Below are 17,895 nucleotides of genomic sequence, written 5' to 3'. Positions count from 1 at the left end.
TTACCATAATTTCCTTAAAAATCAAGCTCATAAGATGATTTCATAAGAGTGTGAACTTCTAAGTCTTCGAATTTATCTTTAAGATTCTTTTCGATTTTAGGAATGATAAATTTTTCTGAGTGGAAGTGACCAATGTCCACTAAAATTATTTCGTTTTCGTAGGCACTTTGTCCATCGTGATATTTTACATCGCCAGTAATATATGCATCTGCACCTATTTTTATAGCTTCTCTTAAAAAGTCTGCTCCAGCTCCACCCATTAGTGCAACCTTATTTATCTCTCTTTCTTTTCCATAGACTCTAATATTTTCTAAATCTAAAATATCTCTAAGTCCATCTAAAAGTCCTTTTAAATCGTGAGATATTTTTAACTCTCCAACTAATCCCATTGGTTTTTCTTCTTCATAAATTAGGACTTCTTTATTTTTTAGCATTAATTTTTCAAATAGGCTGTCATTAACTCCATCATCAGCAATATCCATGGAAGTGTGATAAGAAAACACTGAAATTCTATTTTCAATGAGCTTAATTATATTATCCCCAGAATAAGTATTTTCAATAATATTTTTTACTCCGGAGAAAAACATTGGGTGATGAGTAACTATTAATTTTGACCCATTTTTAATTGCGAGATCAACTAATTCATCTGTTAAATCCATTCCTACTACAACAGAATCTGTCTTTTCATTAAATTCTATTTGACTTCCAGAATTGTCCCATGAAAGTTGATATTCATCTTTCGCCCAATTTGTCATAAACTCTTTAATTTCTTTAATTTGATATTTCATTTATGGCTTCCTCCATTTTTTTATAAAGCTCTATTAATTCTTCTTTTCTCTTTAAGGCTTCATTGCTACTGCTGTTAAAGTTTTCGATTATATTTTTTAAATTCTTTTTTCTTTCTATTAATGAATCTAAAAATACTCGATTTTTCTTTTTAATTTGTGCTTTAGAAATATATATATCAGAATTTTCGTAATTTATTTTTTCTCCAGTGTATTTTGCAATAATAATCTCAAAATATCTATTGTCTTCATAAACTATTTCTTCATCAATTATATCAAAATCCATATTGTAAAGCTCTCGTCTTAATATATGATTTTTTTGCATTGGTTGAAGAATTAATTTATTTGCCACCTTTGAAATTTCTATAGACTTTTCGATTATTTCTGCAATTTGAATTCCGCCAAGACCTGCAATAATTATATTGTCTCTATATTCATTATAAATCCCGTCGCAAAGTATATTTCTAATTTTGTCATCGTTATTTAATTTTTTTGTAAGTTCAATTGATTTTTCCAAGGAGTTCATTGAGATATCTGTCGCAATTACATCTCTTGAAATATTTTTTTCGCATAAAAAATTGGGCACATATCCATGATCTGTGCCCACATCTATAACTTTTGAATTTAAATCAACTAAGCTAGCAATTTTTTGTAGTCTCTTTGATAATTTTATCATTCTAAATAATCCTTTAATTTCTTTGATCTACTTGGGTGACGAAGTTTTCTAAGAGCCTTGGCTTCAATTTGTCTAATTCTTTCTCTTGTTACGTCAAATTCCTTGCCAACTTCTTCAAGAGTTCTCGCTCTGCCATCATCAAGACCAAACCTAAGTGTCAACACTTTCTTTTCTCTTTCCGTAAGTGTTTCTAGAACTGTATTTAATTGTTCCTTAAGAAGTGTGAAAGTTGCCGCATCAGATGGCGAAAGAATTTCTTCATCAGGTATAAAGTCTCCAAGATGTGAATCTTCTTCCTCTCCTATTGGAGTTTCTAAAGACACTGGTTCTTGAGCAATCTTTTGTATTTCTCTAACTCTTTCTACATCTAAATTCATTTCTGCTGCAATTTCTTCTGGTTGAGGGTCTCTTCCTAATTCTTGAACTAGTTGTCTTTGAACTCTTACAAGTTTATTGATTGTTTCTACCATATGAACTGGAATTCTTATTGTTCTTGCTTGGTCTGCAATTGCCCTAGTAATAGCTTGTCTAATCCACCACGTTGCATAAGTTGAGAATTTAAACCCTTTCGTGTAGTCAAATTTATCTACTGCTTTCATAAGTCCAAGGTTACCCTCTTGAATTAAATCAAGAAAGCTCATACCTCTTCCTACATACCTCTTTGCAATTGATACTACAAGTCTTAGATTGGCTTCAGCAAGTTCCTTTTTTGCAAAAGGATCCCCAGCTTCCATTCTCTTTGCAATTTCAACTTCTTCATCTGCAGTTAAAAGTGAAATCTTACCAATTTCTTTAAGATACATCCTAACTGGGTCATCAACTGTAACTCCCTTAGGCACTGACAAATCTTCTTTTGATACATCTATTTCTTCATCGTCATCTTCATCTTCATCTTTGACATTTTTATCATTTACTATATTAATTCCTTCTTTTTCGAAGTCTTTATATATTGAATCAATTTCGTCAGAATCAATTGGATATTCTTCTAAAGCTTCACCTATTTCATCATAAGTCAGCTTTCCTTTCTTCTTTCCAGTTTTTAATAAATCTTCTATTGTCGATTCTTTTGAAATGTCATTGGACTTTTGTTTATCACTCATAATTTCCCTCCTCTTTTAACTCATTTAGCTTTAAATTAATTTCTTTTAAATCATTTAGAGCTTGGAGCAAAAGATTTTTGTCCTCTTCACCCTGAAGTTTTTCAATATTTTCTAGAATTTTTTCTTTTTCATTCTTAAGATAATTTCTCTCAAGTGTTGAAATTAATTCGTCTATTACCTTATTATTTACTTCAATATTTTTTGTAATATTTGAAATTTCTCTGGCAAAATCTTCATCAATTATCTTTTTTTCAACTAAATCATTTAAAAAGTCTGAAATTTCCATTTCATCTTGAAATATTTTAGGAGCTTCTTCAAAAAGTATTCTTGAATTCATATTAGTAAAATATGTTATTTCGATTTTGTCTTTGATATGTTTGTAAATATCTTTGTGAAGTAAAGAGTAAGATAATAGTTCCTTTTGAGCCTTGGTCTTAGTGTCAACTACCACATTTTTGTTTACACTGTAACTTTTCTTTTTCTTTTCTTTTCTCTTATTTCTTAAAATATAATTTATATAATTATTAATTGCTTCCGTGGAAATATTGTAATTTGCAGAAAACTTTCTGACAAATACATCCCTTTCAATGGGATTAATAATACCTGCAAAAATTTTAGCAGATTCCATAGAAAAGTTTGATAGACCTTGGCTATCTTTTAAATTAAAGTTCTCCTTAAGCCTTTTAATTTTAAATTCAATATAGGAAATTGCTTCATTTATTTTTTTCTCAAAACCCTCAAGTCCAAACTTCTTAACATAATCATCGGGATCTAGTCCGTCCCCTAACTCTACAATCTTTGGCTTAATGGATTTGGAAATAAAGATATCAATTGCCCTTAAAGTGGCATTAATACCAGCTGCATCGCTATCATAACAAATATAAATTTCTTTAGCCATTTTTCCTATTAAAACAGCCTGTTCTTCTGTAAGCGAAGTACCAAGGCTTGCTACACTATAATTTATACCACTATTATAAAGACTTATAACATCCATGTATCCTTCAACTAAAATAATTCTCTCACGTGAGGATTCTTTTGAAATAATATTCATATTAAAAATATTACTTCCCTTGTGAAATATTGGAGTCTCTGTGGAATTTAAATATTTTGGCTTTGCATCTCCAAAGCCTCTTGCTCCAAACCCAATTACATTGTTATTTCTATTTATAATTGGAAACATAACTCTATCCCTAAACCTATCATAGTATTTTCCAGCTTTAGATTTAGAAATTAAATTTACTTCAAAGATTTCCTCTTCCTTGTATCCAAGTTTAGTAAGATAATCATAAAGTGCAGTCCATGAATCTTCTGAATAGCCAAGACCATATTTTGCCATAGTTTTGGTGCTAAGTCCACGATTTTTTAAATAATTAATGGCTTTAGTTGATTTTTGTAAATTCTTTAAAAAATATAGTGCAGCTTCTCTATTTATTTCATAGAGTCTTGTTTTTTTGTTGCGAGCTTCTTTATTTTCATCTCTGTATTCTCTAAGAGTAATATTATATTTTTCTGCTAAAAACTCAACAGCCTCTCTAAATCCAAGATTTTCTCTTTTCATTATAAAGGTTATGACATCTCCACCTTCGCCACAACCAAAGCATTTAAAAATGCCCTTCGAAGGAGAAACTGAAAAAGAAGGAGTCTTTTCAGAATGAAAAGGGCAGAGCCCCATGTAATTTGAACCTGACCTTTTAAGCTCAACATATTCTCCAATGAGATCTACAATATCCGCTCTATCTCTTATCTCATCGAGAACATTATCATCAATTACAAACAATTAAATGCTCCACCCCTTTGGAATAAAAATATTCTTAATTTGTTTCATTGCAAATGTATCTGTCATCCCCGCAATATAATCTGTGACTATCTCGCCCTTGTCTTCATGATTTTCATAAATGTTAAGGTGATTGTTAGGGATTCTATCTAAATCTTCTTCATAGAATTTATATAATTCTGTGAGAAGTCTTTTAATCTTAACTTCTTCGCTTTTAACAACATCATCGAGATAAACTCTCTTGAACATATATTGTCTAAGCTCCATTGTCGCCTGATAAACTTCATCTTGCATCTCGACAATAGGATTTCCGTAGCTTTTATTTATAATTGCGTTAATCATTGTATTGATTCTTTTTGATGAAGTGTCTCCAAGGACTTTTATTAAGTGTTTTGGAAGGTCATCTTCTGAAATAATTCCAGCTCTAATTGCATCATCTATATCGTGATTGATGTAGGCAATTCTATCTGCAAACTTTATGATTTTGCCTTCTAGAGTGCTGGCATTATTGTCTCCAGAATGATTTACTATTCCATCTCTAACTTCTTCTGTTAAATTTAGTCCAACTCTCTTATCAGAAATTTCTAAGAAATCTACAACTTTAAGTGATTGCTTAGAATGACTAAATCCACCTTCTTTTAATTCATCGAGCACTGCTTCTCCGGAATGCCCGAAAGGAGTGTGCCCCAGGTCATGGCCTAGTGAGATTGCTTCGACTAAATCTTCATTTAATCTTAAGGCTCTTGCAATAGTTCTTGCAATTTGGCTGACTTCAAGAGTGTGAGTAAGTCTTGTTCTAAAATGGTCTCCTTCTGGTGATATAAAAACTTGAGTCTTGTGTTTTAATCTTCTAAAGGATTTTGAGTGAATAATTCTATCTCTGTCTCTTTGAAAATCAGTTCTCAAAGGGCATTTTTCTTCAGGATTTTTTCTACCTAAATTTGAGTCTGCAAAAGTTGCAAAGTCAAATAACATTTTATGTTCAAGTTCTTCTCGCTCAACTCTTAAATTCATTATTTCACTTCCCTGCTCTTATATGTTTTAAAATTATCTCGGCAGTTTCTTCAATTGCCTTGTCAGAAACATCAATTACAAAACAACCTAGCTCTTCCATAACTTGTTTAGAATAATCTAATTCTTCACGAATTCTGTCATAATTTGCATACTTTGCACCAGAAGTAAGACCTAGTGATTTAAGTCTTTGCTCTCTTACTGAAATTATTTTTTCAGGATTTGCTGTAAGTCCAATTATCTTATTAACATCTTTTTCATAAACTTCCTTAGGCACTGGCACCTCGGGTACTAGTGGAATATTTGCAACCTTTAAAAGTTTATTGGCAAGATACATTGAAAGTGGAGTCTTAGATGTTCTTGAAATCCCAACAAGACATAAATCCGCCTTTTTTGCACCGCGAGGGTCTTTGCCATCGTCGTATTTTACAGCAAATTCAACACATTCAACCTTTTTGAAATAATTTTCATCAAGTCTTCTTATAAGTCCTGGCTCTCTAAGTGGTTCATAACCCAAGATATCCTCTATTTGATCCATAGGCTCTCCCATTACATCAACTGTGTGAAGATTTAATTCATGAGCCTTTTTCTTAATATATTCTCTAGTTTCTTGCACAACATTAGTATAGACAATTAAACTATTTTTAATTTTTGCAGCTTTTTCTAAAACTGGTTTAATTTGCTCTACAGAATTGTGATAAGGGTATCTAAAAATTTGGTAGTTATCTGACTCAAATTGTCTAACTGAACTCTTAGCAATAAGCTCTCCAGTTTCTCCAATGGAATCAGAAATTACAAATATATATAGTTGATTATCTAAATTATCCATGTTATCTCCTAAATAATTTCTCCATCACAGACGTCAACAAAAAGCCTTGTGACATTAGTTTTTGTAAATCTTCCAATTATTTCATAATCTATATCATTTTTTGTTTTAACTACAGGAAGTGAATCTACTCCCTTTGAAACAATTAAATTTGCAGCCTCATAAACTGTTGTGTCTTTAGTGACATAAAATATATTTGGCATTCTTGTCATTATTACACTGACTGGAGTTTCTTTAATATCTGCTCCTCCAATTGTAAATCTAATTAAGTCCTTTCGAGATACAATTCCTGCTAAAAAACCTTCATCTGTTACGAACATAGATGACATATCTTCTAAGAATAGTCCAACTATTACATCATAAACTGAAGTCTTTTTATCTACAGAAAATGGAAGAGACATATAGTCTTCTACTCTTTGTCTCTTCAAATCCTCTGCCATAAGTGACATTGTTGATTTACCAGTGTAAAAATATCCAACTTTTGGCCTTGCTCCAATGATATTAATCATTGTGAGAACTGATAGGTCAGATCTAATTGTCGCTCTTGACAGACTTAGTTTTTCTGCAATTTCTTCCCCTGTTATGGGACCATTATCTCTTACAATTTCTATTATTTTTGTCTGCCTTTGGCTAAAATTCATTTCCTCACCGGCCTTGTCAATCTACAATTTTTTCAATTTTTAGTATTTTTTGAATATCTTCTTCTATTGAATTTATAAGGGCAAGCCTATTTCTTCTAATATCTAAATTTTCATCCATTACCATTACATTTTCAAAGAAAGCTTCAATGTATGGCACAAGTTCATCAAGCTCATCCATTGCCTTGTCGTAATTTGCTGAACTAATGTTATTGTTAATTTCTTCAGTTAATTCACTGTATTTGTTGTAAAGATTTTCTTCTGCTTCTTCTTTTAATAAATCTTTATCGATTTTTGTATCATCTACATCCTTAGTTAAATTATTAATTCTTACAAAGGAGTCAATAAAAGCAGTTCTATCATCTTCAAACCATTTATTTAACTTAACTGCTCTTTCAAATATTTGATTAATTGGAGTGCCAGGAATTAATACAGCATCAATGATGTCATATCTAATTGCTTCATCTTGAAGCATAGTCTTAATTCTTCCAAAGATAAATTCTTCAATATTTGAAATTACTTCTTCATGATTAAAAGTAAGACCTAAGTCGTTAATGTATTCATATAGACTTGTTTCAATTACTTCATTAAGATTGAATTTCCAGTCATTGTTTCTAATTATATTTATAATACCAATTGCTGATCTTCTAAGTGCAAAAGGGTCAGTTGAACCTGTTGGAATTTCTCCAATTGCAAAAAGTCCAGCTATTGTATCAATTTTATCTGCTATTGAGAAGATTGCTCCAACATTTGACTTTGGAAGTTCATCTCCAGCAAATTTTGGTAGGTATTGTTCTCTAATTCCTGTTGCAACAATTTCCTTTTCGTGAGAATTTAATGCATAAATTTCTCCCATTACACCTTGAAGTTCTGTAAACTCAATAACCATTTTTGTAGTCAAATCAGCTTTTGAAAGATATGCAACTCTATCAAGTGCCTCTATTGCTTCATCTGCTACTGAAAGAAGTTGACCGATTTTCTTTGCAATCTTTCCATCTCTTTTTTGCTTTTCGAGCATTGAGCCAAGTTGGTCATGGAATAAAACTCCCTTTAAGTTTTCTACATAATCTTCAAGAGGTCTTGAAATATCATCTTCGTAGAAGAATTTAGCGTCTTCAAGTCTTGCTCCAAGTACCTTTTCATTTCCCTCGATTACTATATCTTCATAATCTCTATTACCATTTCTTACAGTGATAAAGTTTGGAAGAAGTTCTCCATTTTCTGCATAAACTGGAATATATCTTAGGTGGTCAATCATAGTTGTTGTTACAACTTCTTTAGGTAGAATTAAATATTCATCTTTAATTCTTCCCTTCATTGGAGTTGGATATTCTACGATATAAGTCAATTCTTCCAGTAAATCTTCATTTTCATGAATTTCTCCACCTAGAGATTTTGCAATTTTTGCTGATTCATATTTTATGATTTCACGTCTTTTATTTTGATTTAAAATTACATAATTTTCTTCAAGTAATTTTTCGTAGTTTTCTACATTATCTATTTCAATATTTGAAGAACCTAAGAATCTATGGCCATTAGTTTTATTTGAAACTTCAATTCCTTCAAAATCAAATTCTACAACTTTGTCGTTAAGAAGTGAAACAACCCATCTAATAGGTCTTGCAAATCTGATGTTTTTGCCGCCCCATCTCATATTCTTAGGGAAATTAATGTCTTTAATAAGACCTGGCATAATTTCCTTTAAAATTTCTGAGGAGTCTCTACCTACGGAAGAAATATTGGCAAATACATAATCTACACCTTTTACTTCTTTTGTAATTATGTCATCTTCTGTAATGTTTTGAGATTTCATAAAACCTTCAAGTGGTTTTGTAGGTTTTCCATCTTCATCATATGCAATCTTAACTGAGGGACCCTTGACTTCTTTTTGTGTGTCATTTTGTTTATCGCTAAGTCCCTTTATAATAAGGCTAAGTCTTCTTGGTGTTGCGAAAACAGAAATATCTTCAAAACTAAGTTCATTTTCCACTAATAATTTATTTGATTTTTCTTCAAGTTGGTTGATTGCCATATTGACAAATCTTGAAGGCAATTCTTCAACTCCAATTTCAAGTAAATAGTTATTCATTGTCTTCACCTCTTTTTAAAAGAGGATAACCCATTTCCTCTCTCTGTTTTAGATATGTTTTTGCAACTTTTCTAGCAAGATTTCTAACTCTACCGATGTATGAAGTTCTTTCAGAAACTGAAAGTGCTCCTCTAGCATCAAGCATATTAAAAGCATGTGAACATTTTAAAGTGTAATCATAAGCATCAATTACGACGCCTTCATTAATAATTCTTTCTGCTTCCTTTTCAAACATGTCAAAATTAGTTCTTAACATATCAATATCAGCAAGTTCAAAGGCATATTTAGAATGTTCGTATTCATTAGTCTTGAAAACTTCGCCATAAGTTATATTTTCATTGTATTTAATATCATAAACTGACTCTACATTTTGTAGATACATTGCAATTCTTTCAAGTCCATAAGTAAGCTCTGCACTTTCAAGATCAAGGTTCACTCCACCAACTTGTTGGAAATAAGTAAATTGTGTAACTTCCATGCCATCAAGCCAAACTTCCCAACCAAGTCCCCATGCACCAAGTGTAGGAGATTCCCAGTTGTCTTCAACAAATCTGATGTCGTGTTTCTTTGGGTCGATTCCAATTGCGAATAGAGAATCTAAATATAGTTGTTGTACATCTTCTGGAGATGGTTTTAAAATAACTTGAAGTTGATGATGTTGATAAAGTCTATTTGGATTTTCACCATATCTACCATCAGCCGGTCTTCTTGAAGGTTCTACATAAACTACCTTCCACTCTTCTGGTCCTAATGATCTTAAGAAAGTGTGAGGATTCATAGTTCCTGCACCCTTTTCAATGTCGTAAGGTTGCAAAATAATTGCTCCCTTTTCTTTCCAGTAATTTTCCAATGTTAAAATTAAGTCTTGGAAATACATTTTTTCCTCCTAACTAAACAGCTTATTAGACTTGAAACTGCTTATTTCTAAATTGTATTTAATATAATCTATTAAGATTTTGTGTAAAAACTTTTTTGTATTTTCTTCTATTTTTAAATCTTCTATATCTTCTAATTTATTATATAAAAGAGAATTTAAATATTCTAAATCACTTTTTGTTACTTTATAAGATGAGGAATTTTGAAAATCAATAACTCCCTCTCTTACAGAAAAGTAATTTTCTTCTAAAACATCAAGCCTTGGCTTGTAGCCAATAAATGTAAGATACTTGAGCTCAAAGGCCATTGCAAGACCAATTGGGTCTTTAGTGGTATTAAAAAGCATAAGTGTCTTTCTAAAAAGATCGAAAATCTTTTTATTGGAATGCTCGTCTACGCTAGACTTTTCAAGAATTTCTGATAAAAGTGAAGCATAAATTAAATTCCAATAATTATTTCTAATGTTAAAATTTGTCTCTATGATTTTTCCTTCTTGAATGTAATAAAAACTCTGTCCCTTTTTTAAAAGGTATTCATTTACTCCAAAAATTTGGGATACAGAAAGATTCTTCGAATGACTTGATTTTGCACCTTTTACCATGATTGAGATTTTTCCCATATCTCTAGTAAAAACCTTAATTATTTTAGAACTCTCGCCAAAGGACATATCGTTTAAGACTATGCCATAAGTGTAGTTATTTACTGTAGCCAAATTTCTTTACCAGATTTTCCTTTTCTCTCCAGTTTTTCTCAACTTTTACCCAAATCTGTAAATTTACCTTGGCATCTAGTAGTCTTTCAGCATCTTCTCTGGCCTCAGTGGCAATTTGTTTAAGCATACTGCCGCCCTTTCCGATAATAATTCCCTTGTGAGTTTCTCTTTCAACATAAATATTGCAATCTATGTCGTAAATATTTTTATCTTCTCTTTTTTTGAATTTTTCAATAGATATTGCAAGTCCATGAGGCACTTCTTCTTTTAAATATTTAAGTCCTTTTTCTCTAATTAACTCACTTACAATAAATCTTTCATTTCTATCTGTAATCATGTCATCTGGATAAAACATTGGCCCAGGTTTTAAATATTTTTTAAGTGTATCTAGATAGATGTCAGTTCCATCTCCAGAAATAGCTGAAATTGGAATGATTTCATCAAATATTTCCTCGTCTGAATACATGGAAATAATATTTAAAAGTTCATCTTTTTTTATAGTGTCAATTTTATTTACAAGAAGAATAATTGGAATTTCTCCCTTATATTCCTTAAGCATGTCTATAATTGCTCTTTCCTGTCTTCCTATTCTTGTGGAAACATCGACAATATAAGTAACAATATCAGATTCTTCAATTCCTTCTTTAGATTCCTTAAGCATAAATTCACCTAATTTGTTCTTAGGTTTTTGAATACCGGGAGTGTCTAAAAATATAATTTGTGAATCATCATCTGTATGAATAAAAATTATGTTTTCTCTTGTCGTCTGTGGTTTATTAGAAATGGCAGAAATCTTTTCACCAATTATTTGATTTAAAAGTGTAGATTTGCCAACATTAGGTCTGCCTATGATTGAGACATAACCCGATTTAAAATTGTTTTCTGTCATTATTTTTCTCCTAAAAGGTCTTCTGGTCCAAAGGAATGCGGAAGAATTTCTTCCATAGTGAAGACTTTGTAATCAGTTGTTGAATTTGCAATTATTATTTCAGGATCTTTTGAAAATTCTCTAATAACTTGTCTGCAAACTCCACATGGAAATGTGTCCTCGTTATCTCCAACTACTGCGATTTTTTTAATTTCTCTTTTTCCTTCGGATACTGCCTTAAATATTGCCGTTCTCTCAGCACAATTTGTAGGCGAATAAGAAGATATTTCTATATTTCCGCCACTGTAAACTGATCCATCTTCCATTTCAACTGCACATCCCACATTAAAATGAGAATATGGTGTGTAAGTGGCTTCATCTCTTGCTTTTAATGCAAGTTCAATTAATTTTTCTTTATTCATTTTAACCAACTACCTTAAATATAAATATAGCAACACAAATTCCAAATATTGCACCCACAACTGTCTCAGAAACTTTGTGAATTCCACCTTCGATTCTGCTCTCTGCAACTAGAAAAGCAAGTCCCATTGAGCAAATTGTAATAAGTGAATTTTCTGTAAGCATGGAGATAATTGTGGCAGCACAAAATGCTATTGCAGAGTGCCCGCTAAGTGCACCGCCTTGAAAATAAGTTCCGCCACTTTTTTTTGCCATTAAGAGCTTTGCTCCCACAGTTCCAATTATAATAATTAGAAGAGATACAAAGGCCAAGTGGTTTGGAGCATTTTTTATCTTAAATAGGAGTAAATCTCCCATTGATGCAAATTTGTCATAAAATACTAAATATGCGACCACAACTGCATTAAGTGCAGTTATAAGTACAGCTCCAGCAGATACATCCTTTACATATTTTGCAATGGGATTGTACTCCTGGACCACTAAATCCACTGTTCTTTCGATAGCTGTGTTTATCATTTCTGCAAATATGACAAGGGTTATTGAAAAGAGCATTAACATAAATTCTGTAGATGATATGTCAAAAAATAGTGAAATAAGAATAACTCCCAAGCAAGCTGCATAGTGGAACTTCATATTTCTCTCTGTTTTTAAAACAGAAATTATCCCTTGAACTGCATAGTTAAAAGATGATATAAAACTAAATTTTTTCACACAATCACCTTTCTATTCCAAGCTCTTTCATTACAAGCTTTTCAACTCTTCTCATTTCTTCTTTGTCAGATTCTTCTATATGGTCATAACCAAGTAAGTGCAAGATGCTGTGAACTGTAAGATAAGATAGCTCTCTAGTGTTTGAATGCTCGTATTCCTTAGCTTGTTCAATAACTTTTCTTGTGTTAATTACAACATCTCCAAGAATCCTTGAATTAATTTCGAATTCATCATCTATGGGAAAGCTTAATACATCAGTTGTTCTGTCAACATTTCTATAATCTCTATTTAATTCTCTTATTTCATCATCAGATACAAAGGAAATAGAAACTTCAACATCTTTATCAAGTTCTAAAACTTCTAGAACCATATCCACAGATTTTTCAATTAGTGAAGTCATCTCTTCAGTTATTTCAATTTCATCTTGCCTATTGTCATAATATATATTCATAATCTTCCTCGGTTACTTCTTATCATTATTTGATTTGTTTTCCCTGCTCTTTTCGTATTTTTCGTAAGCATTAATAATTCTTTGAACTAGAGGGTGACGCACAATGTCGTTTTTATTTAAGTAAGTTATGCCAATCCCCTTTACTCCTTCAAGAATTTTAAGAACAGTTTTAAGTCCCGATTGTTTTCCTCTAGGAAGGTCTATTTGAGTAACATCTCCTGTTATAATTGCCTTCGAGCCATAACCAAGACGAGTTAAAAACATCTTCATTTGTTCATTTGTAGTATTTTGAGCTTCATCAAGAATTACAAAGGCACTATCAAGTGTTCTACCTCTCATATAAGCTAGTGGCGCAACTTCAATTAGTCCCTTTTCAAAGAGATTATTGTAATTATCATGTCCAAGTATTTCAAAAAGAGCATCATAAAGAGGCCTTAAATATGGGTCAACTTTATTTTGCAAATCTCCAGGAAGAAAACCAAGATTTTCTCCAGCTTCAACTGCTGGTCTTGTCAAGATAATTCTATTAACCTCTTTAGCTTTAAAGGCTCTTACTGCAGCTGCCATTGCAAGATAAGTTTTACCAGTACCTGCAGGTCCAATTCCAAAAACAATATCATTGTTATTTATTGCATCCATGTATCTCTTTTGTCCAAGAGTTTTTGCCCTAATTGGCTTACCCATGGAAGTATAAACAACGACATCTTTTAAAAGCTCGCTAATCGATCTCTTCTCGTTGTTTTTAATAAGTGAAATTGAATATCTAACATCTGCAAGGCTAAGGCTTTTTTGTTTTTTTAAAGTCTCAATTAAATTTTGCAAAAGAAGTTCTGCATCACTCACAGCATCTTCTTCTCCACTGATAATGATTTTGTCATCTTTAGATTTAATCTTTACTGCAAATTCATTTTCAATTAATAAAATATTTTCATCTAATTTTCCAAATAAAGATGGCAGTAAACTTATATCATTTATTTCAATGGATCTCTCTTCTTTACTCAATAATATACCCCCTAAACGTGATTATTATAATACCACAAAATGGCTTACTTTTCCATAGTTAAGAAAAGCAAGCCATGATATTTATCTAATGCTCAAAGGCTTATCAAAAATCTCTTTGTATATTTGATATTTTACAAAATCTTCTTCATCAAAAGCAAGAAATTCTCTATCAGAATTTTCATCATGATAATCAACATGATCAGATTCGCATTCTTTTACAAGGTCATTATCTAATAACTCTATAATACTCTTATCTTTTTTCTCTATCTCTTCTTTTTTATTACAAGCCATTTCCTTTTTAATGAATTTTTCAAACTCAGTCTTTTTACCCTTGGCTTTATCCTTGGAATCCTTAATCATTTTGTATGCTTCTTTTTTTGAGTAACCCTTGTCTCTAAGTTCCTTATAATAATTTGAAACATGAGTTTGAAAGTCCTTGTCAAATACTACAGGCTCTTCTTCTTTTTTATTTTCAAGCTTTTCAAAGTTTTTTTCGAGTTTGTCTTTATTGTCTTCAATAAAGTTTTTAAGTTCATCAAAGCATAATTTCTTTTTATTTCTAGAAGTTCTACTATTTTTATTTCTAGAATTCATAAAGCTAGCATCCTTATACCCTTGTGCTTTTTTATATTCTTTTTGATTTTTCATAAATTGAATCATTAGTTTAGCCACAATAAAGAATATTAAAATCGGTGCAAAGGCAATTGCAAGAGATAGTAAAAATACTAAAAATCGCATTATTTATTTTCCTTTTTCTTATTTCTATCTGATGCCTTTGATATAGTTTCTCTCATATCTGTATCTGAGTTTAGATTTTTAATTTTGTAATAGTCAACTACTCCAATATTTCCAGCTCTTAAAGCTTCAGCCATTGCAATTGGAACTTGTGATTCAGCTTCTACTACTTTTGCTCTCATGGCTTCAACTTCAGCCTTCATTTCTTGTTCGTGAGCAAGAGCCATTGCACGTCTTTCACTTGCTTTGGCTTCGGAAATTCTCTTATCAGCTTCTGCTTGGTCAGTTTGAAGTCTTGCACCAATATTTCTTGCAACGTCAACGTCTGCAATATCAATTGATAAAATTTCATAAGCAGTTCCTGAGTCAAGACCCTTGTCAAGAACTACTTTTGAAATTGAATCAGGGTTTTCTAAAACTTCTTTATAGCTTCTTGATGAACCCACTGTAGTTACAATACCTTCACCAACTCTTGCTATAATAGTTTGTTCGCCGGCACCACCAACAAGTCTATCAATATTTGCCCTTACAGTTACCTTTGCTTTTACAATAACTTCGATACCATCTTGTGCAACTGCTGAAATATTTGGAGTTTCAATAACTTTAGGATTTACTGAAACTTGTACAGCTTCGAGTACATCTCTACCTGCAAGGTCAATTGCTGCAGCTCTTTCAAATTGAAGTGGGATATTTGCCCTTTGTGCCGCAATAAGTGCATCTACAAGAGTATTCACATTACCACCTGCAAGATAGTGAGCTTCAAGGCCTGATATTTCTAGATTAAGTCCAGCTTTTGTTGCCTTGATTGCAGGTCTTACAATTCTTGAAGGTCTTACTCTTCTTAATTTCATTCCAACAAGTTCTGAAATTTTAATTTTAACTCCAGAGAAAAATGCAGTAATCCAAAGGCCAACTGGCACAAAGGATAAAAATAATATTACTACAATTAGCACTAAAATAATTAGCGCCATACTACCAAATTCTACAAATCCCATAAAACCTCCTATTTAGTAGATTTAACATAAATTCTAGGTCCACTTAATCTAGTTACAACAACTTTTTCATCGCTTGATATGTAACCTGATTCTGATATAACTTCTATCTTTTTGCCATTATTAATAGCAAATCCCGTAGGTCTTAAAACTGAGCTTGTAATTAGCTCATCGCCAATATTTATCTCTTCTTCTGGAACACTTACAAAACCTTGTTCAGTATTAGTCGTAGTAAAAAGTCTAAGTCGGTTTACAACCTCCGAATCGATACCTTTTTTAAATAAGAAATATCCAATTATAAATGAAATCACTATGGCTATTGCAAGTGAAAATATCGCAAAGTATAAATCTCCCATTGCTATAATAAGAGCTGCTGCAACTGCAAGTATACCGCTTATGCCGCAGATTCCAAATCCAGGAATTATTATCTCAAATCCTATAAGTAGAATTCCTGCAACAAAAAGTATAAGTGCATACCAGTTTGAATTGCCCATTAAAATATTTCCCCAGAAAAATATCCCAAAGGATACAAGAGAGATAATCCCTCCAAGTCCAAATCCTGGAGTTAAAATTTCAATTACAGCTCCTGCAAGTGCAATTACAAGTAGAATTGTAAAAACATAATCTCTTGAGAAAAATTCTATAAGAGAGTTTGTAACTTGTCCCTTGGCAAAAGTTATAACTAAAATTGGAAGGAAAAGTGCTAAAATAGTCAATAATTTTTTATAATTTTTCAATTTTACCTCCTTACCACTCTATTCACTTATATTTTACCCAGAAAAGGAAACCTATACGCAAAAAAACCTAGGTTTCCCTAGGTTTATCTTTTAATTTAATAATTCTTTTGCAATTTTGTTTACTGAGTTGCCATCAGCTTTGCCTTTAATTTTAGGCATTACATTTTTCATTAATAGACCAATATCCTTCATAGATGTTATATTATTTTCATCAATTACATTTTTTATAATTTCTCTTAATTCATCATCAGATAATTGCTCAGGTAAATACTTTAATAAAACTTCGATTTCATCTTCAGTTTGTTTTACTAAATCATCTCTGTTACCCTTTTTAAATTCTTCAATTGATGATTTCTTTTCTTTAAGTTGCTTTGAAATAATATTTTCAATATCGCTATCTGAAAGTTCCACTCGTTCATCTACTTCTTTTTGTTTAATAGCTGCACGAACCATGGTGATAACATCTTTTTGAAGTTTGTCTTTACTTTTCATAGCAGTTTTAAGATCTGCCATAAGTCTCTCTTTTAGAGACATAAGAACACCCTCTTTAATATCTGTGTTTTTTTCTGCGTGCCTCTTCAGATTTTTTCTTTCTCTTAACGCTTGGTTTTTCGTAGTGTTCTCTTTTTCTTACTTCTTTAAGAACTCCACTAGTGGCACATTGTCTTTTAAATCTCTTAAGAGCATTGTCTAGAGATTCATTTTCACCAACCCTGATTTCGGACATTTTTTAACCTCCTCTCGTAGAAAAGAGTAGCCTCTCGGCCAATTTAAATTTATTATACTCTATAAATCCCAAAAACTCAATATTTTATTTATTATTATGTAAAATAATTAAAAAATTCTCTTTAATTAATAAAGAGAACTCAAAATTAAATATTTTTGAAATTAATTTAAATAATTATATTAAAACATTTTATAAAAATTAATCCATTAAATTACGCCTGACAAAAATTCTAAATTTTGCAATTTTGTATAAGATAAGCAAAATATTGTTCTTGCATTAAAAATTTTCAACTTGTTTGAGCGAAGCGAGTTTTGAAAATTTAGTAAGGGCAATATTTTTGGACAATCAGCAGCGTCAAGGTGTTCTGGGGTGGTTTGGAGGGGCTAAGGACGCTCGCTACGTCCTAAAGCCCCTCCAATATAGTTATCAGCCTGGTGGCCACTGCATACTTCTTCCTCCAAGTACATGGAAGTGAAGGTGATTTACAGTTTGTCCGCCATCTTCTTTGCAGTTATTAACTATTCTATATCCATTAGTTAGCCCCTCATCATGTGCAACTTTTTTTGCAACTAAGAAGACATGTCCCACTAATTCCTTGTGAGCTTCATCAAGTTCATCAGTTGAATTTATATGCTCTTTAGGAATTACAAGAAAGTGAACTGGTGCCTCTGGATTAATATCTTTAAATACATAGACAAGTTCGTCTTCGTAAAGTTTTTCTGAAGGAATTTCTCCTGCAATGATTTTACAAAATAGACAATCCAT

General features: G+C 31.6%; 21 protein-coding genes. All 21 read right to left on the bottom strand.

Annotated features, from left to right (window positions below; translation table 11 throughout):
* Positions 1-14 precede the first annotated feature (14 nt).
* Entirely contained in the window at positions 15-788 is a 774-nt protein-coding gene (locus KQI68_RS08970) for a Nif3-like dinuclear metal center hexameric protein (protein ID WP_216549805.1), read from the bottom strand.
* On the bottom strand, positions 772-1,461 hold the full coding sequence (locus tag KQI68_RS08965; RefSeq protein WP_216549804.1) for a tRNA (adenine(22)-N(1))-methyltransferase: 690 nt from the start codon (positions 1,459-1,461) through the stop codon (positions 772-774). The genes KQI68_RS08970 and KQI68_RS08965 overlap by 17 nt, the downstream gene beginning before the upstream one ends.
* Positions 1,458-2,561 (bottom strand): RNA polymerase sigma factor RpoD, encoded by a 1,104-nt coding sequence (rpoD, locus tag KQI68_RS08960; protein WP_216549803.1) that lies wholly within the window; start codon positions 2,559-2,561, stop codon positions 1,458-1,460. The genes KQI68_RS08965 and rpoD overlap by 4 nt, the downstream gene beginning before the upstream one ends.
* Positions 2,554-4,338, bottom strand: a complete 1,785-nt coding sequence (gene dnaG, locus KQI68_RS08955) for a DNA primase (RefSeq protein ID WP_216549802.1) — start codon at positions 4,336-4,338, stop codon at positions 2,554-2,556. Before dnaG ends, rpoD begins: the two co-directional genes overlap by 8 nt.
* A complete protein-coding gene (locus KQI68_RS08950) occupies positions 4,339-5,349 on the bottom strand; it encodes a deoxyguanosinetriphosphate triphosphohydrolase (protein ID WP_216549801.1) in 1,011 nt (336 codons plus the stop codon).
* A gap of 4 nt (positions 5,350-5,353) precedes the next feature.
* A complete protein-coding gene (locus KQI68_RS08945; RefSeq protein WP_216549800.1) occupies positions 5,354-6,175 on the bottom strand; it encodes a pyruvate, water dikinase regulatory protein in 822 nt (273 codons plus the stop codon).
* A gap of 8 nt (positions 6,176-6,183) precedes the next feature.
* Positions 6,184-6,813: a transcriptional regulator CcpN gene (gene ccpN / locus KQI68_RS08940; protein ID WP_216549799.1), complete on the bottom strand. Its 630-nt coding sequence runs from the start codon at positions 6,811-6,813 to the stop codon at positions 6,184-6,186.
* Positions 6,814-6,829: 16 nt separating this feature from the next.
* Positions 6,830-8,899: a glycine--tRNA ligase subunit beta gene (gene glyS, locus KQI68_RS08935; protein WP_216549798.1), complete on the bottom strand. Its 2,070-nt coding sequence runs from the start codon at positions 8,897-8,899 to the stop codon at positions 6,830-6,832.
* On the bottom strand, positions 8,892-9,776 hold the full coding sequence (locus tag KQI68_RS08930; protein ID WP_216549797.1) for a glycine--tRNA ligase subunit alpha: 885 nt from the start codon (positions 9,774-9,776) through the stop codon (positions 8,892-8,894). Before KQI68_RS08930 ends, glyS begins: the two co-directional genes overlap by 8 nt.
* Positions 9,777-9,785: 9 nt before the next feature.
* Positions 9,786-10,487 (bottom strand): DNA repair protein RecO, encoded by a 702-nt coding sequence (recO, locus tag KQI68_RS08925; RefSeq protein WP_216549796.1) that lies wholly within the window; start codon positions 10,485-10,487, stop codon positions 9,786-9,788.
* Complete coding sequence (gene era, locus KQI68_RS08920; protein WP_216549795.1) at positions 10,471-11,376, bottom strand: GTPase Era; 906 nt, start codon at positions 11,374-11,376, stop codon at positions 10,471-10,473. The genes recO and era overlap by 17 nt, the downstream gene beginning before the upstream one ends.
* The gene (gene cdd / locus KQI68_RS08915; RefSeq protein ID WP_216549794.1) at positions 11,376-11,777 is read right to left on the bottom strand and encodes a cytidine deaminase; all 402 of its coding nucleotides are present in this window, start codon (positions 11,775-11,777) and stop codon (positions 11,376-11,378) included. The genes era and cdd overlap by 1 nt, the downstream gene beginning before the upstream one ends.
* Position 11,778: 1 nt before the next feature.
* The gene (locus tag KQI68_RS08910; RefSeq protein WP_216549793.1) at positions 11,779-12,486 is read right to left on the bottom strand and encodes a diacylglycerol kinase; all 708 of its coding nucleotides are present in this window, start codon (positions 12,484-12,486) and stop codon (positions 11,779-11,781) included.
* A gap of 4 nt (positions 12,487-12,490) precedes the next feature.
* Complete coding sequence (gene ybeY / locus KQI68_RS08905; RefSeq protein WP_216549792.1) at positions 12,491-12,937, bottom strand: rRNA maturation RNase YbeY; 447 nt, start codon at positions 12,935-12,937, stop codon at positions 12,491-12,493.
* A 12-nt stretch (positions 12,938-12,949) separates the two neighbouring features.
* The gene (locus KQI68_RS08900) at positions 12,950-13,939 is read right to left on the bottom strand and encodes a PhoH family protein (protein WP_216549791.1); all 990 of its coding nucleotides are present in this window, start codon (positions 13,937-13,939) and stop codon (positions 12,950-12,952) included.
* Between the two features lie 81 nt (positions 13,940-14,020).
* The gene (locus KQI68_RS08895) at positions 14,021-14,677 is read right to left on the bottom strand and encodes a hypothetical protein (protein ID WP_216549790.1); all 657 of its coding nucleotides are present in this window, start codon (positions 14,675-14,677) and stop codon (positions 14,021-14,023) included.
* Positions 14,677-15,669 (bottom strand): flotillin-like protein FloA, encoded by a 993-nt coding sequence (gene floA / locus KQI68_RS08890; RefSeq protein WP_216549789.1) that lies wholly within the window; start codon positions 15,667-15,669, stop codon positions 14,677-14,679. Before floA ends, KQI68_RS08895 begins: the two co-directional genes overlap by 1 nt.
* A gap of 8 nt (positions 15,670-15,677) precedes the next feature.
* Complete coding sequence (locus tag KQI68_RS08885; protein WP_216549788.1) at positions 15,678-16,403, bottom strand: NfeD family protein; 726 nt, start codon at positions 16,401-16,403, stop codon at positions 15,678-15,680.
* Positions 16,404-16,493: 90 nt separating this feature from the next.
* A complete protein-coding gene (locus KQI68_RS08880; RefSeq protein WP_216549787.1) occupies positions 16,494-16,937 on the bottom strand; it encodes a GatB/YqeY domain-containing protein in 444 nt (147 codons plus the stop codon).
* 13 nt (positions 16,938-16,950) lie between these two features.
* A complete protein-coding gene (rpsU, locus tag KQI68_RS08875) occupies positions 16,951-17,130 on the bottom strand; it encodes a 30S ribosomal protein S21 (RefSeq protein ID WP_216549786.1) in 180 nt (59 codons plus the stop codon).
* Positions 17,131-17,556: 426 nt separating this feature from the next.
* Positions 17,557-17,895: a histidine triad nucleotide-binding protein gene (locus KQI68_RS08870; protein ID WP_216549785.1), complete on the bottom strand. Its 339-nt coding sequence runs from the start codon at positions 17,893-17,895 to the stop codon at positions 17,557-17,559.

This window comes from Peptoniphilus ovalis (assembly GCF_018919265.1).
GTDB lineage: Bacteria > Bacillota > Clostridia > Tissierellales > Peptoniphilaceae > Peptoniphilus_A > Peptoniphilus_A ovalis.
The sequence above is the reverse complement of the archived record's forward strand: the minus strand, read 5'-3'. Positions and strand labels throughout refer to the sequence as shown.